Consider the following 14656-nt stretch of genomic DNA (forward strand, 5'->3'; position numbering starts at 1 on the left):
ACATGAGCACAGATAACAGCCATCAAGCCGCGATGTTGCTGTTGATGATGGGCGAAGAGCAGGCCGCCGAAGTGCTGCGCCACATTGACTCCGACTCCGTTGAAAAGATTGGTATGGCCATGGCGGCGATTCGTGAGGTGAATCACGAGCAAGCCGAGGCGGTGGTGTCGCGCTTTCAAGAAACCATGGAGTCGCAAACCTCATTGGGCGTGGGGGTGTCGGGTTATGTGCGGCAAATGCTGGTGTCCTCACTGGGCGCTGACCGCGGCAAAACCTTGGCCGACCGCGTGCTTGGTGACGACGAACCGCTCGAGATCGACTCTTTACGTTGGATGGACTTAGACACCGTGGTGCACATGCTGCGTGATGAGCATCCGCAAATCGTCGCCATTACGTTGGCGCATATGCCGCAAGATCAAGCCGCCTTCATCATCAAGCAGCTGCCCTCGGCGCTGCAAGATGATGTGGTGCTGCGAATTGCGACGTTGGAAAAAGTGCCACAGGCCGCCATGCGCGAGCTGCAAGATATTTTGCACAACAAAATGCAGCTATCCGGCAACTTCAAATCGAAAGCGATTGATGGCGCTACCACCGCCGCCGGCATCATGAATAGTCTCGGCGGTGAGGTGGGCAACCGCATCATTAGCTCCTTAGAGAAGACCGACGGGAAATTGACGGAAAAGCTCAAGGACTTGATGTTTGTTTTTGCCAACTTGGTGCAGGTCACCGACAAAGGCATGCAGCTGATGTTGCGTGAGGTCTCCACCGATTTGCTGACCGTGGCGCTTAAAGGCGCGGATGAAAAAGTGCGTGAGAAAGTTTTTAAAAACATGTCCAAGCGTGCCGGCGAAATGCTGCTCGAGGACATGGAAGCGCGCGGCCCGGTGAAGCTCAGCGAAGTCGAAACCGCGCAAAAAGAAATTCTGGTGATTGCTCGTCGTTTGGCCGAAGACGGCACCATTTCACTGGGTAACGGGGGAGATGATTATGTCCAGTAATGTCGCTTGGGCGCGTTGGGATATGCCCCTGGTGGATAGCCAAGCGGAGGCAGCAGTGCCGGCCGAAGAGCCGTCATTGATGTCTGAAGCCAAACTCGCTGAATTGCACGACAAAGCGCGCCGCGAGGGCTGGGAGCAGGGCCTCAATGAAGGCCGTGCAGCCGCCAAGCAGGAGCTCGATGCGCAAGTGCAGCGTTGGCAGGGCTTGCTTGGCCAGCTGACTGAGCCATTGGCGGCTGTGGATACCGCCGTGCAAACTCAGCTGTTAGATTTAGCGATGGCGCTGGCCACGCAGCTCGCGCAACACGAGATCTCATTACACCCCGAGCAGGTGATGACCGTGGTGCGTGAAGCGATTGCGCTGTTGCCATCGGCCAGTGGTCGCGTGCGTGTGCAATTACACCCCGATGATGCGCGCTTTGTGCAAGGCCAATTGAGTGCCGACGAAGCGCATTGGCAGCTCGTGGAAAATGCCGCCATGCGCCGCGGCGGCGTGCAAGTCAGCACCGAAAATACCCATATTGATGAACGCTTTGAGACGCGCTTAGCGCGCACCTTTGAGCGCTTAATTGGTCAGGCGGCACCGGCCGAGTCGGTGGCATCACCTGATCGTGAGTCAGTTGCATGAGCGCCTCATCCAGTGAGCGTTGGTCAACCTGGCTGAGTGAGCGTCGCCGCCAACTCGGCGATGAGCCCGCGCCGGTGGTCGAGGGCAAGCTCAAGCGCGTGGTCGGGCTGATGCTCGAAGCCGTGGGCTGCCAAGTACCCATTGGCGGCTACTGTTTGGTGCAAACGGTCGATCAGGACTGGCTAGAAACCGAGGTCGTGGGCTTCTCTGGCGAGCGCATTTTGCTGATGCCCACTGGCGATATGCGCGGCGTCATGGCCGATGCGCGAGTGATCCCGCAAACTCGCAGTGCTAATGCTCCGGTTGGCGATGGCCTGCTCGGTCGCGTCATCGATGCCGCCGGTAATCCGCTCGATGGCAAAGGCTCATTAGCCTGTAGTAGCACGCGCTCCTTGCAGTCTGCGCCCATCAACCCGCTGTCGCGTAAACCCATCCGCGAGCCGCTCGATGTTGGCATTGGCGCCATCAATAGCTTGCTCAGCGTCGGTCGTGGTCAGCGTATTGGCCTGTTTGCCGGCAGCGGTGTCGGCAAGTCGGTGCTTTTAGGCATGATGACGCGCCACACCGAAGCCGAGGTCATTGTCGTGGCCTTAATTGGCGAGCGTGGCCGCGAGGTGAAAGAATTCGTAGACCATATTTTAGGCCCTGAGGATATGCGCCGCGCGGTGGTGGTGGCCACGCCCGCTGACCATTCGCCGCTGATGCGCCTGCGCGCGGCCTGGCAGGCCACGGCCATTGCCGAGTATTTCCGCGACCAAGGCAAGCACGTCTTATTGCTAATGGATTCGCTTACGCGCTTTGCCCAAGCCCAGCGCGAGATCTCGCTGGCGGTCGGCGAGCCGCCGGCCACCAAAGGTTATCCACCCACCGTGTTTGCACGGCTACCGGCGTTGGTGGAGCGCGCTGGCAATGGCGATGAAGGCGGCGGCTCGATCACCGCGTTTTATACCGTGTTGGCCGAGGGCGATGACCAGCAAGACCCGATTGTTGATTCTGCACGCGCCATTCTCGATGGCCACATTGTGCTCTCGCGCCACCTGGCCGAGGCTGGGCATTTTCCTGCTATCGACATTGAGCATTCGGTCAGTCGCGCCATGAACGACATCATCACGCCTGAACACAAAATGGATATTCGTCGCTTTCGGCAGATTTGGTCGACCTATCAGCAAAATAAAGACTTGATCGCCATTGGCGCGTATCAGCGCGGCTCCGACGCGCGCATCGATGAAGCCATCCGCTTGCAACCGAGCATGGCAAAGTTCTTGCAACAAGAAACTCATGAGGCGGTGAGCTACGCGCAAGCGGGCCAGCGCTTAAGTCGAGTCTTGGCGGGTGAGGAGATGCTATGAACCGTTCCCAACGATTAAAGCCCGTGGTGGCGCTGGCTGAGCGCGAAGAGTCACAACTCGCGCAAGCCTATACCGCGCAATTGCAGCAACTCCAGGCGGCGCGCGACAAGCTTCAGCAGCTTGTGCATTACCGCGCCGATTACGCGGTGATGGCTGAGCAAGTGCCGGGCCGCCCCATGGACCTGGCGCGATTGCAGGGCGCGCGTTTATTTTTGCAGCGCCTCAGTGATGCCATTGGTATGCAAGAGGCGGAGATTCGCCGTATTGATGCGTTGGTCAGCAAAGCCCGCATGAGTTGGCTCGGTGCTAAGCGTCATCAGCAAAGTATTGATGATTTGGTGACTCGCTATCAGCGTCAAGAACACCATATTCGTGAAAAACGCGAACAACATCAGCAAGATGAAATGGCCAGCCAGCGTTTGGCATGGCGCCAAAATGCGTATGCCAGCTAAGGCTGTGCCGCGAGAGATGACATGAATGTAATGACCGGAATAAGCGATACCAGTGCCGGGCCATTGGGTATTACGCAAGCCATGCCCACACCGCAGGCAACGAACCCCTTTGTCGCGTTGCTCAGCGGCCTGATGTCGCCGACTGCCGCGGGTACCGCCGAGCCGGTGCTCAGCAGCGAGGCGGTGTTAGAAAACCCAGAGGCATTGCTTGATGCAACACTGATCAGCGCCGATGAGGCGGTGGTCCTCAGTGAGGCCGCAGAGCCCGCGCTCAACGATGCCATGCTGGCGGCCTTGCCCGATGATATTGCCGCCGCCTTAGCGGAGGTCGCGCAGGCCTTAAATCCGCGCATGCCAGCGGCTGAGCCCGTTAAGTTGTCGGCGACTGCATTGTCCGATGAGCCGCTCAGCGATGATGCCGAGCCACTCAGCGACCAATTATTGACGCCGTTCATCAATCTCGCGCCAACGCCTACGCTGCGCCAAGGAATTGACGCGGCTGCGCACGATGCGGCCAGCGCGGCACCATTAGTATCTGTTGCGGCCACGCCACGGTCTGTGCTGCAAAGTGCCATGACCGATGCGCCTTTGCTTGATGCCGAAACCACAGATGCGCCCAGTCAGTTCACCTCAGCGGCTCCCGCGGCAACCTTAAATAGCACAGCCGATGTGCTCGCAGCGATCAAAGACAGTGGTGCACTGAGCCCTGCGGTGACGGCCTTGAAAGATGCCATGAGCGCGGCGGGTCTCGCCACCGATCAAGCCGACCAACTGATCAGCTTATCGGCACAAGGCGCGCCGGCACCGAGCACATTAGCCACCGCAGCGAGTGCGCCAGCACCAACGGCATTGCCCACCGCCAGCCAATGGACGGTGCCCGGTCATGCCTTGCTCGATAACAGCGCCTGGTCATCGGCCATGGCGGATCGCCTCACCTGGCTTGGCCAAAATGGCATGACCAGTGCGTCCCTGCACATCACGCCCGATGATTTGGGGCCAATTCATGTGCGCATCAGCATGAGTGAGGAGGGCGCCAAAGTGGCATTTAGCGCTGACCATCACGACACGCAGGGGTTAATCGAGAAGCTCTTGCCGAAGCTCCATAGCGCCTTTGAGGCCCAAGGCCTGCGCCTAGATGATGTGCGTGTACAGGCCGGCGCCTCGCAAGCGGCGCAACTGGATTTGAGCCAACAACAAAGCGGCGAGCAGGCCATGAAGGAGCAAGCGCAAAGCGGCCATGACTCATCGGGTCGATCGGGAGGCGCTGGTGCATCGGCCCACGCCGGCGACGCTGAAGACAATGGAGCGCCTGCCACAGTCGCTACATCAGCCAGCAATAGCCAGCTTGATGCCTATGCCTAACGTCTACGTCACGCTGCCTTGTTATTTTCGCGCGGAGCAGTGACCATCGATGCCATCTGTTTGTCAGTGATCGGAGTCGATGATGTTCAACGCGCTGTATTTAACTAAAACCGATGCCGGCTTTGCTGCCGCCGTGCAGGCCGTGTCTGTAGATGACCTACCCGAGGCCAGTGTCCGCATTGCCGTGGCCTATTCCACGCTGAATTACAAAGATGGCCTCGCCATCACCAATCGTTCGCCCGTGGTACGTCAGTGGCCCATGGTCGCCGGTATCGATGGTGCCGGTGAGGTGCTGGAAAGCTCGCATCCGGCGTGGCGCGTTGGCGATCAGGTCATCCTCAATGGCTTTGGTGTCGGCGAGACGCATTGGGGCTGCTTAAGTCAGCAAGCCGCGCTTAATGGCGATTGGCTGGTGCGCCGACCCGAGGCCTTTAGTGCTCGCGATGCCATGGTCATTGGCACGGCCGGTTACACCGCCATGCTCTCGGTGATGGCGCTCGAGCAGCAGGGCATTACGCCGGAGGATGGCGAGGTGCTCGTCACCGGCGCCAGTGGTGGCGTGGGTTCGGTGGCTGTGGCCTTGCTCGCGCACTTGGGCTATCGCGTGGTGGCTGCTACCGGCTCAGCGTCGGCGGCGGAGTTTCTCACCACGCTGGGTGCGCAGGAAATCATTGAGCGCAACGCGTTGTCTACTGCGGGTAAGCCACTGCAAAAAGAGCGCTGGGCCGGTGTCATTGATTCGGTGGGCTCGCACACCTTGGCCAATGCCTGCGCGCAAACGCGTTATGGCGGCGCGGTGACGGCTTGCGGCTTGGCGCAGGGCATGGATTTCCCAGCCTCGGTGGCGCCGTTTATTTTGCGCGGTGTGCGACTCATTGGCATCGACAGCGTGATGGCGCCGTTGGCTTTGCGCGAGCGTGCGTGGCAGCGTTTGGCGCGCGATTTAAGTCCGGCGGCCATTGCTACCATTGGCGCCACAGAGGTGGGCTTGTCGGAGGCTATTGCACAAGCGCAGGCGCTCATGGATGGCCATGTGCGCGGGCGTGTGGTGGTGGATGTTAACCGCTGATCTCGCTATGCTCGGGCCTTTGCTTTTATCGGTCTTGCCATGAATATTTTAATTGTCCACGCACACCCTGAGCCGCAGTCATTTACCAGTGCATTAAAAGATGCCGCCGTGGCGGATCTTAGCGCGGCAGGCCATAGCGTGGTGGTCTCCGACCTCTACGCCATGGGTTTTAACCCAGTGGCCAGCGCCGCCGACTTTGGCAGTCGCGGCGACGCCGATTACCTCAATTACGCGCTCGAGCAGCGTCATAATGTCAAAGCCGCGAGCCTCGCGCCCGACATTGCCGCTGAGCTCGAAAAAATCCAAGCCGCCGACCTCGTGTTGCTGAGTTTTCCACTGTATTGGTTCTCGGTGCCGGCCATTTTAAAGGGCTGGATAGACCGCGTGTTTGTCTCGGGCATCGTCTATGGCGGTCGCCGGATTTATGACGGTGGCGGCTTAAAAGGCAAGCGCGCGATGGCTATCGTGACCACCGGAGGCCGCGATCATATGCTCAGCCCTGGCGGCATTCATGGCGATCTCACCGAGACCCTCAAGCCCTTGCTGCAAGGCTCCTTGGGCTATGCCGGCATGACCGTGTTGCCGCCATTTTATGGCTATCATGTGCCCTATATTGGCGCTGAGGCGCGCGAGGCGGTACTAGCGAATTTCCGTGCCCAGCTGGCTGCCATCGATAGCCGTGAGCCCTTGGTCATGCCCTCGCTGGCTGATTTTGATGCCGAAATGAAACCGCTATAAGCCGCGGAGACCGCCATGATTGAGCTCATACAAGAGACCATCGCCACCATTGTGCCCACGCTCGAGCAGTGGCTCGGCGGGCCGGTGGATTGGAAGCAGATTATTCTCATTGGCCTGGCGCCGGTGTTTATTGCCACGTTTTTAGTGGAGTGGTGGCTGATGCGCCGGCGCAAGCAAGATGCGCATTTCAAGGGCAAGGACATCCTTACTAATTTAAACCTTGGCGGCGCCTACCAGGTCTTTGAGCTGCTCGTGCATGCGCTATTTTTCATGGCCGCCATGCATTGGGTTTATGACCAGCGCGTCTTCAATGTGCCGGTGAATATCTGGACGATTGTGCCGCTGTTTGTGCTGCTCGAGTTTTGCTATTACGTGTTTCATCGCAGCAGCCATCGCGTGCGTTGGTTTTGGTGCGCGCACGTCGTGCATCACAGCGGCGAGCACATGAACCTGAGCACCGCCATGCGCCAAAGCATGCTGTATTCGCTGACGGGCTACTGGCTGTTTTTCACTCCCCTGATGCTCATTGGTGTGTCGCCCGAGATCACGTTGGCCATGTATGCCGTGGATTTGGCGTATCAGTATTTTGTCCACACCGAGTCGGTGCGCAAGCTGCCGGCCTGGTATGAATATGTCTTTGTCACGCCCTCGCATCATCGTGTGCATCACGCGCGCAACCCGCAGTACATCGACAAAAACTACGGCGGTGTGCTGATTATTTTCGATCGCTTATTTGGCACCTTTGCCCCCGAAGAAGAGCCAGTCGAATACGGCATTGTGCGCCAAGTTCATAGTCACAATATCCTCACGCTGAACTTCCATGAGTTCATCGATATGGTTCGCGATATGGCTAAGCCCGGACCACTCTTGCAGCGCCTAAAGCATCTGTGGGCCCCGCCTGAATGGCAGCGCGCCAACCCCGATGCACCGCCGAGTGATCGCCAAGCGCCCATCTAGCTGCGCAAATAATGCACGCCTAAGCCGCGTGCAGGGTCTGTGCGGCGGCTAGGCAGTACCCGCGCCGCGCCCGCTGCGCTACCATTACCGAATTATTATTTTGACCGCCGCTCATGACTACCTCTACCGACACCCAGCGCCTTGTGGAATCTCATCTCGATGGCCTACAGCTGCCCCCGAGTGATACCGACAACTTAAATCCGGCGCAGCGCCAAGTCTTGCGTGAGGAAATTAAGGCCTTATTGAAAGCCAAAGATGCCGTGTTGGTGGCGCATTACTACACCGATCCAGAGCTGCAGTCATTGGCCGAGGAGACTGGCGGCTGTGTCTCGGACTCGTTAGAAATGGCGCGTTTCGGCAATGCGCATTCGGCGCAAACCTTAGTGGTCGCCGGCGTCAAGTTTATGGGTGAGACGGCGAAGATCTTAAACCCTGAAAAGCGCGTGTTGATGCCCACCTTAGAGGCCACGTGCTCGCTCGATTTGGGTTGCCCCATCGATGACTTCAGCGCCTTTTGCGATGCCCATCCTGACCATACGGTGGTGGTGTATGCCAACACCTCGGCGGCCGTGAAAGCGCGCGCCGACTGGGTGGTGACCTCAAGTATTGCCGTCGATGTGGTCGATCATCTCGCCGGGCTCGGTGAGAAAGTGCTGTGGGCTCCAGACAAATACCTCGGCGCCTATGTGCAAAAAACCACCGGCGCCGACATGCTCTTGTGGGATGGCGCTTGCATTGTCCACGAAGAGTTTAAGGCGCGCGGCATCCTTGATTTAAAGCGACAGTACCCCGATGCCGGTGTGCTCGTGCACCCTGAGTCGCCGGAGTCTGTGGTGGCGGTGGCGGATGCCGTGGGCTCGACGTCACAGCTCATTGCTGCGGCGAAAGACTTGCCGCATCAGCAGTTTATTGTGGCCACCGACCGCGGCATTTTCTACAAAATGCAGCAGGCCGCCCCCAATAAAACCTTTATGGCCGCACCCACCGCCGGTACGGGCGCGACCTGTCGCTCCTGCGCGCATTGCCCGTGGATGGCCATGAACGCGTTGGAAAATCTCGCGCAAGTGCTGCGCAGCGGCGATCAGGAAGTCTTTGTTGATGAAGCCACGCGTGTGTTGGCCATGAAGCCCTTGCAGCGCATGTTAGATTTTTCGGCGGAGCTTAAACGCAGCCGCGGCTAAGCGCGACAAACTAGTCAATGTGCCGTCTACGAGCGCCTAGCGAAACTCTTGATCAAGCAGGCGCATGACGCTCATGCGGCGCTTGATTTGCGTGCTCAGCGAATAGTTCTCGCCAGCTAAGCGCAAAGCGTTTTCGAGCTGGCTCTCCGCCGATTTTTGGCGTCCCTCTAAAAATAAATATTCTGCGCGCGCGCGAAACACGCCCATGGCATCTTGCTGCTTTAAGGCGCAGTCGGCGACCAAGCGCCAGAGGCGATTATCATTGGGCCGATCCCGTACCGCACGATCTAAGTCTTGGCGAATACTATCGGCACGCCCCAACGGCAGGGCGGCTTTAGTCAGGCGTTGCAAAACGCTGTGCTGATTCGGAAAAAGCGCCAAGGTGTCGCGCGCTTTGGTATAGGCACTGGCGTAGTTTCTGCTGGCTAGATCAATATCGATATCGCTGATGCGAAAATCAAGACGGTTAGGATCTGCTCGCAGCAGCGGGGCTAGAGCCTCGCGCGCGCCGACCACATCAGCTTTGCGTAGCAAGGCCAAGCTCAGCCCCAAGCGACTCGCCTCGGTATTACTGTTGCTATCCAAGCCATTTCGAAATGCGCTAATCAATTCATCGAGTTGCGTGCTGTTGGCGACTTGCAAACGGACTTGAATAAATTGAAATTCAGGGTGTGTGGTGAGGGCGGTGCGCGGGCTTTCAGCGACTCGGCGGGCGAGATCGGAGAGGCGTGTGCTTGATAATGGGTGGGTGAGCAAAAACTCAGGCAAGTAGCCTAAGCGCCGGGTGCGACGATCGAGCTTTAAGAAAAATGCTGGCATGGCACGTGGGTCATAGCCGGCGGCAGTCAGGGTTTGTAAGCCCAAACGGTCAGCTTCTTGCTCGTAGGTGCGGCTGTAGCGCAGTTGATTTTGCACGGCAATGGCCTGTGCCGAGGCGCCTACTGCCACGCCCAAATCGCCACCGGCGCCAGCCGCGGCACCGGCGATGCTCGCTAACAACCCGGCCAAGGCCAACCATTGATTGTATTGATTTGCCTCTTGTGAACGCGCGAAATGACGTTGGCTTAAATGGCCGAGTTCGTGAGCCAGCACACCCGCGAGCTCATCTTCGCTGTCGGATGTCAAAATCAAGCCTGTATTGACGCCAACCACGCCACCGGGCACCGCAAAAGCATTCACTTGCGTGTCATCAACCACCACCACTGAAAAGTCAGGGCGAATCAGTGTGGTGTGTAGCGAGAGCTTGTAGAGCAGCGCTTCAATGTAATCGCGCACAATGGGGTCAGGCCACAACGGCGCATTGCCGCGTAATTGCCTTAACCACGCTTGCCCGAGGCGTTGCTCGGTTGGGCCGTCGGCAATTAAGTCGGCTGGTTGTCCCAAGGTGGGTAGGGCGTTGGGGTCATCGGTGTCGATGGCGAGTGCCGTGAGCGGCGTCAGCCAGGCCATCAGTGCAAACAAACCGCTACGTAGTGGGTGCGACACAGCTGGCAGGCGATCAATCACGCATTAACTCCCTAGGCCGGCTGAGATGCCGGAGGCTCATGGTAGAATGAACGCTCATATGACGCTAGCCGATGACTGCCATGTCCACTTCACCAACGCCATCGCTGACCCTCGATTTCCGTGCGTTACGCTGCCCCATGCCGCTGTTGAAATTAAAGCAAGCATTGCACCGACACGAGCCGGGCACTGAGCTGGTTGTGCTCACTACCGATACCGGGGCATCACGCGATATTCCGGCATTTCTGCAACATACCGCACACCAGTTAGTGTCTGTCGAGGTGGCGGCCAACGGCGCAGCGACGTTTACGATTATTTCTGCTTAACCCAGTGCGGCCACCGCCGCTAATACGATGCTGGCGTGACCATCGGCTTTGAGTTTGCGCCATTCTTGCCGCAGCACGCCGTTCTCATCGATTAAAAACGTGCTGCGCTCAATGCCACGCACTTGCTTGCCATACATATTTTTCAGCTTGATGACATCGAAAAGCGTGCACAGGGCTTCATCGCTATCGCTGAGTAGTTCAAATGGCAGTGCTTGGGCGGTTTTGAATTTTTCGTGCGACTTTATGCTGTCACGCGAAATACCGAAAATGACCGTATTGGCGGCCGCAAATTCGGCGTGTAAGTCACGAAACTGCTGGCTTTCGAGTGTGCAGCCAGGCGTCGCATCCTTCGGGTAAAAATACAGCACCACGCGCTGACCTTGGAGGTCTGACAGGCTAATGGTTTTGTCGCTTGTAGCGGGCAATGAGCAGTCTGGCACTGCCTGGCCAATCGTTACGGTCATTGAGTACTCCTCGTTTATTAGGGTTTATGCGGCTCGATAATCGCATCTAAGTTGCGGTCATCACAAAACACCATGAAGTTTTCGCGTAGTAGGGCAATATGGACTTGCCCGGGAATATTCACCGTCATAGCCAGCGCAAACATCGGTGAACCAGTGTGCGGCGCGGCATAGGTGTTGGTTTCCATGGCCTCAATATTAATATCTTGGCTAGCAAAGAAATTGGCGATATCCGAGACGATGCCGGGGTTATCGAGCGAGATCACATGCACGGTATAAGGCATGGCCGGCACGGCTTGTGCGCGTAGCTCGGTACGTTTGATGATGAGCTCTAAATCATAGCGTTTGGCAACCGCGGGCAACTGCACCTCAAGTTTGGCGATGCCATCCCACGTGCCAGAAACCATCCAGATAATCGTGAACTCACGGCCCATAACCGCCATCCGTGAGTCGGCGATATTGCAGCGACACTCACTGGTGGTACGCGCCAGCGCTTCAACAATGCCAGTGCGGTCGCGTCCCATGGCAGAAATAACTAAATGGTGTTCGGCATCGGGGCGCATAGCAATTCCTTGGGTGATGAAAGCGGAAAATTAAGCCCTACTGATAGCGTGTAGGGTCTGTCACGCCGGCGACTTGAAAACCGTCGCGACGTAAGCGGCAGGCATCGCAACGACCACAGGCATGGCCATGTGTATCGGCCTGATAGCACGACACGGTGAGGCCATAATCTACGCCTAAAGCAAGGCCGGTGTGAATGATTTCTGATTTCGGTAATGCAATCAATGGCGTCTCAATACGCACACTGACACCCTCCACACCTGTTTTCGTGGCGAGGTTGGCCAGTGTTTGAAAGGCATCAATAAATGCCGGTCGACAATCCGGGTAGCCCGAGTAATCCACCGCATTGACACCGATGAAAATCGCCTCGGCCCCGGTGACTTCGGCAACCCCTAACGCAAACGCCAAAAATACCGTGTTGCGCGCCGGCACATAGGTAATGGGGATGCCTTCGCTATGCGACTCAGGGACGGCTAATGCTGCGTCGGTGAGCGCCGAGCCGCCCATTGCGCCTAAGTCAATGCGCAGCACGCGATGGTCTTTAACGCCGTAATGTGTGGCGATGGCGCGCGCGGCATTGAGCTCGGCATTGTGGCGCTGGCCATAATCAAAGCTGAGCGCGGTGATGGTGTAGCCTTGGGATTGGGCGAGGGCAAGGCAGGTGACCGAATCGAGGCCGCCTGATAATAAAACCACGGCATGCGACATAGTTCAGTGTCCTGGGGCGTTGTTCCAAAGGTATTTATGTAATTGCAGCTGCAGGCGACCAGGGAGGCGATCGGCGAGAATCCATTCGGCTAATGTGCGCGGCTCGAGCAGCTCATGGGTTGGTGAAAACAGCACATCACTGACCCGGGAGTAGAGGTCATATTGGTCGCATTGGCGCTTGGCCCAGTCGTAATCTTCGCGTGTGCTGATGACAAACTTGACCTGATCATTGGCGCTTAAGCAGGCAATATTTTCATAACGATTGCGATGCACTTCGCCGGAGCCTGGCGCTTTCAGGTCCATGACTTTCACCACGCGAGGGTCTACTGGCTCTAATGCCAGCGCACCACTGGTTTCCAACGAGACTTCGTAGCCGGCATCGCACAAGGCGGTGAGCAAGCTTAGGCATTCTGGCTGGGCTAATGGTTCGCCGCCTGTGACGGTTACATACTGCGGCGTGAAACTCGCAACGTGCGCTAGCACGTCTGCCTCCGACCACAGCGTGCCGCCTTGAAAGGCATAGGCGCTATCGCACCAGCTGCAGCGCAGCGGGCAGCCCGTGAGTCGCACAAATACCGTGGGTCGCCCCACGGTGCGCGCTTCGCCTTGCAGCGAGTAAAAAATCTCCGTTAAGCGAAGGCTCACTTAGCGTGTCACATTAGCCGGGTTGGCCGTTAAGTAGCCAGTAGCAAGACCGGCTTCGGCGCTGTCTGGAAAACGATTGACTACCGTTTGCATGAGCTGACGTGCTTCATTGCGCTGATCTTTGAGGTCGGCAATGGTGCCAAGCTTGTAATACGAGGAGGCGACCTTTGGGCTGCCTTCATAGTCACCAATGACGCGATTGAATTGTGCGCTGGCGGCATCGAGATCCGCTGGCGTGTTGGCTAAATGAAATTCGCCAAGCCAGTAATACGCATTAGCGACAAAGACGCTGTCGGGATATTGCTTGATGAAGCTATCCATCGAGACAATGGCCGCTGCGGGGCCTTCGCTACGAAAGCTCTGATAGGCCGCCAAATAGGCTTTTTTCTGCGCTTCAATATCGGCTAATGTGGCCACCGCCGCAGGGGCGGTTGGTGTCGCATCAGCGGGGTTGATCAGCGCTTCGCTAGCACTGGTGGCGTTGTTTTGGTTCAGTAGCTCAATGCGTTGGTCGAGATCGGTGTAGCGTGCGCGGCTATCTTCTTGCAAGCGATCAATCACTTGCTGCTGTTCTTCAACGCGCCCTTGCAGCGTGGCGACCGTGCTGCGCAAACCTTCAATTTGCTGGAACATATCCCACGCCGGGTTCACTGGCGCGGCTGGTTTGGCGACTGCCGCTGGGTTGGCGATCGGCGTGGACTGCTTATTGGCTTGATCGTTCGCTGTGTTTGCTCGGCGACCATTGATGTTTTCCACCGGTGCCATGGTTTGCAGGCCGGATTCGCGCTGGGCATTGGTGGTTGTTTGACAGCCGGCAAGTGCCAGTGTTGTGACAATGACCCATGGCGTCATCTTCAGGGCAGTACAAGGGGCGAACCGTGACATGGAAAAATCCTCAAAGCAGGTAAACATTGACACAGTATAAATAACAAACGGGCCGAAGCCCGTTGGTTATTTGCTAAAAAAGCAACGTTTAGTTAGGGCTGCCTGACACGTAGTCGAGTTCTACGCGGCGATTTTGCGCCCAAGCTTCTTCGTAGCTGCCATCAACCACGGGCTTTTCTTTGCCATACGACACCACCGTTAACTGACCAGCATTGACGCCGGCGCTCACGAGGTAGCGAGCCACAGCATTGGCACGGCGTTCGCCAAGGGCCAAGTTGTATTCACGTGTGCCGCGCTCGTCGGTGTGGCCGGAGAGCTGTAAGCGTGTGTTGGGGTTGTTGATTAGGTATTGCGCATGGGCATTGAGGCCGCCATAAGCAATCGCAGTGATGTCGCTGAGGTTGGTGCCAAAGTAATAGACACGAACACGCAGCAAATCAGCGCTGCTAGCCAATGAATCTGTGGAGATTACTTCAGTGGTGGAGTCGGCAATGACATTGCCTTCAATCGGATTACCAAGATTGGCCGAGCCAGTCTCTGGCATGGTGTTCATGTCTTCGGCAATGGGCGTTACGGCCTCAATGGCAGGAGCAGGTGGCAGGTTTTCAAACTGTGCATCGTCATTAGGATTGATGGGGCGAGGGCCGCGGAAAATCGAGCAAGCCGATAGGCTTACAATAATTAAACCGACAGTGGCCAGCTTTACGGACTTAGCAATTTTCAAAATGTGCTCCTTGGCTTCAATATAAACAACGATTTTTTATCATGATTTTGATGCATTCGTTGTCTGTCGTGAACAACGTTTGTACGGCGTCAGCGTTTACATAACGCAA

At 57.2% G+C, this 14656-nt stretch carries 17 protein-coding genes; 10 read left to right on the forward strand and 7 right to left on the reverse strand.

The genetic code is table 11. The annotated features are described in order from the left end of the window. Positions 1-2 precede the first annotated feature (2 nt). The 9 genes from fliG (at position 3) to nadA (ending at position 8734) form a co-directional block, all read left to right on the forward strand. A complete protein-coding gene (gene fliG, locus DFR26_RS09390; protein WP_181899039.1) occupies positions 3-998 on the forward strand; it encodes a flagellar motor switch protein FliG in 996 nt (331 codons plus the stop codon). After that, a complete protein-coding gene (locus tag DFR26_RS09395) occupies positions 988-1626 on the forward strand; it encodes a FliH/SctL family protein (RefSeq protein ID WP_181899040.1) in 639 nt (212 codons plus the stop codon). The genes fliG and DFR26_RS09395 overlap by 11 nt, the downstream gene beginning before the upstream one ends. After that, the gene (gene fliI / locus DFR26_RS09400; protein ID WP_116208717.1) at positions 1623-2975 is read left to right on the forward strand and encodes a flagellar protein export ATPase FliI; all 1353 of its coding nucleotides are present in this window, start codon (positions 1623-1625) and stop codon (positions 2973-2975) included. The genes DFR26_RS09395 and fliI overlap by 4 nt, the downstream gene beginning before the upstream one ends. Next, entirely contained in the window at positions 2972-3427 is a 456-nt protein-coding gene (fliJ, locus tag DFR26_RS09405; RefSeq protein ID WP_116208718.1) for a flagellar export protein FliJ, read from the forward strand. The genes fliI and fliJ overlap by 4 nt, the downstream gene beginning before the upstream one ends. Positions 3428-3448: 21 nt before the next feature. Beyond that, positions 3449-4789, forward strand: coding sequence for a flagellar hook-length control protein FliK (locus DFR26_RS09410; RefSeq protein ID WP_116208719.1), 1341 nt, complete (start codon positions 3449-3451; stop codon positions 4787-4789). Between the two features lie 82 nt (positions 4790-4871). Continuing rightward, entirely contained in the window at positions 4872-5858 is a 987-nt protein-coding gene (gene acuI / locus DFR26_RS09415) for an acrylyl-CoA reductase (NADPH) (protein ID WP_220375763.1), read from the forward strand. A gap of 39 nt (positions 5859-5897) precedes the next feature. Then, positions 5898-6596: an NAD(P)H-dependent oxidoreductase gene (locus DFR26_RS09420; protein ID WP_116208721.1), complete on the forward strand. Its 699-nt coding sequence runs from the start codon at positions 5898-5900 to the stop codon at positions 6594-6596. Between the two features lie 15 nt (positions 6597-6611). Further along, positions 6612-7553 carry a sterol desaturase family protein gene (locus tag DFR26_RS09425; protein ID WP_116208722.1) on the forward strand — a complete coding sequence of 314 codons (942 nt, stop codon included), beginning with the start codon at positions 6612-6614 and terminating at the stop codon, positions 7551-7553. A gap of 113 nt (positions 7554-7666) precedes the next feature. After that, positions 7667-8734 (forward strand): quinolinate synthase NadA, encoded by a 1068-nt coding sequence (nadA, locus tag DFR26_RS09430; RefSeq protein WP_116208723.1) that lies wholly within the window; start codon positions 7667-7669, stop codon positions 8732-8734. Positions 8735-8770: 36 nt separating this feature from the next. Here the strand turns inward: nadA and DFR26_RS09435 are convergent, their stop codons facing one another. Beyond that, positions 8771-10240, reverse strand: coding sequence for a M48 family metalloprotease (locus DFR26_RS09435; RefSeq protein WP_116208724.1), 1470 nt, complete (start codon positions 10238-10240; stop codon positions 8771-8773). 80 nt (positions 10241-10320) lie between these two features. Here DFR26_RS09435 and DFR26_RS09440 point away from each other — a divergent pair, with 80 nt between their 5' ends. Beyond that, a complete protein-coding gene (locus DFR26_RS09440) occupies positions 10321-10563 on the forward strand; it encodes a sulfurtransferase TusA family protein (RefSeq protein WP_116208938.1) in 243 nt (80 codons plus the stop codon). On the opposite strand, the gene DFR26_RS09445 is transcribed toward DFR26_RS09440, so the two are convergent. The 6 genes from DFR26_RS09445 to pal form a co-directional block, all read right to left on the reverse strand. Next, positions 10560-11027 carry a peroxiredoxin gene (locus tag DFR26_RS09445; protein WP_116208725.1) on the reverse strand — a complete coding sequence of 156 codons (468 nt, stop codon included), beginning with the start codon at positions 11025-11027 and terminating at the stop codon, positions 10560-10562. The genes DFR26_RS09440 and DFR26_RS09445 overlap by 4 nt on opposite strands. Positions 11028-11044: 17 nt before the next feature. Then, complete coding sequence (locus DFR26_RS09450) at positions 11045-11587, reverse strand: glycine cleavage system transcriptional repressor (RefSeq protein WP_116208726.1); 543 nt, start codon at positions 11585-11587, stop codon at positions 11045-11047. Between the two features lie 37 nt (positions 11588-11624). Beyond that, the gene (queC, locus tag DFR26_RS09455) at positions 11625-12293 is read right to left on the reverse strand and encodes a 7-cyano-7-deazaguanine synthase QueC (protein WP_116208727.1); all 669 of its coding nucleotides are present in this window, start codon (positions 12291-12293) and stop codon (positions 11625-11627) included. Between the two features lie 3 nt (positions 12294-12296). Continuing rightward, positions 12297-12938, reverse strand: coding sequence for a 7-carboxy-7-deazaguanine synthase QueE (gene queE / locus DFR26_RS09460; RefSeq protein ID WP_116208728.1), 642 nt, complete (start codon positions 12936-12938; stop codon positions 12297-12299). Next, positions 12939-13823: a tetratricopeptide repeat protein gene (locus tag DFR26_RS09465; protein ID WP_181899041.1), complete on the reverse strand. Its 885-nt coding sequence runs from the start codon at positions 13821-13823 to the stop codon at positions 12939-12941. It abuts the gene before it with no gap. A gap of 88 nt (positions 13824-13911) precedes the next feature. Further along, positions 13912-14547 carry a peptidoglycan-associated lipoprotein Pal gene (gene pal, locus DFR26_RS09470; RefSeq protein WP_220375764.1) on the reverse strand — a complete coding sequence of 212 codons (636 nt, stop codon included), beginning with the start codon at positions 14545-14547 and terminating at the stop codon, positions 13912-13914. Positions 14548-14656: the final 109 nt, after the last annotated feature.

The organism is Paraperlucidibaca baekdonensis, assembly GCF_003387535.1.
Lineage (GTDB): Bacteria > Pseudomonadota > Gammaproteobacteria > Pseudomonadales > Moraxellaceae > Perlucidibaca > Perlucidibaca baekdonensis.

Bases quoted from the DNA above. Each gene is read 5' to 3' on its own strand.
- fliG (WP_181899039.1), top strand. From the start codon at position 3: ATGAGCACAGATAACAGCCATCAAGCCGCGATGTTGCTGTTGATGATG.
- DFR26_RS09395 (WP_181899040.1), top strand. From the start codon at position 988: ATGTCCAGTAATGTCGCTTGGGCGCGTTGGGATATGCCCCTGGTGGAT.
- fliI (WP_116208717.1), top strand. From the start codon at position 1,623: ATGAGCGCCTCATCCAGTGAGCGTTGGTCAACCTGGCTGAGTGAGCGT.
- fliJ (WP_116208718.1), top strand. From the start codon at position 2,972: ATGAACCGTTCCCAACGATTAAAGCCCGTGGTGGCGCTGGCTGAGCGC.
- DFR26_RS09410 (WP_116208719.1), top strand. From the start codon at position 3,449: ATGAATGTAATGACCGGAATAAGCGATACCAGTGCCGGGCCATTGGGT.
- acuI (WP_220375763.1), top strand. From the start codon at position 4,872: ATGTTCAACGCGCTGTATTTAACTAAAACCGATGCCGGCTTTGCTGCC.
- DFR26_RS09420 (WP_116208721.1), top strand. From the start codon at position 5,898: ATGAATATTTTAATTGTCCACGCACACCCTGAGCCGCAGTCATTTACC.
- DFR26_RS09425 (WP_116208722.1), top strand. From the start codon at position 6,612: ATGATTGAGCTCATACAAGAGACCATCGCCACCATTGTGCCCACGCTC.
- nadA (WP_116208723.1), top strand. From the start codon at position 7,667: ATGACTACCTCTACCGACACCCAGCGCCTTGTGGAATCTCATCTCGAT.
- DFR26_RS09440 (WP_116208938.1), top strand. From the start codon at position 10,321: ATGTCCACTTCACCAACGCCATCGCTGACCCTCGATTTCCGTGCGTTA.
- DFR26_RS09445 (WP_116208725.1), bottom strand. From the start codon at position 11,027: ATGACCGTAACGATTGGCCAGGCAGTGCCAGACTGCTCATTGCCCGCT.
- DFR26_RS09450 (WP_116208726.1), bottom strand. From the start codon at position 11,587: ATGCGCCCCGATGCCGAACACCATTTAGTTATTTCTGCCATGGGACGC.
- queC (WP_116208727.1), bottom strand. From the start codon at position 12,293: ATGTCGCATGCCGTGGTTTTATTATCAGGCGGCCTCGATTCGGTCACC.
- DFR26_RS09465 (WP_181899041.1), bottom strand. From the start codon at position 13,823: ATGTCACGGTTCGCCCCTTGTACTGCCCTGAAGATGACGCCATGGGTC.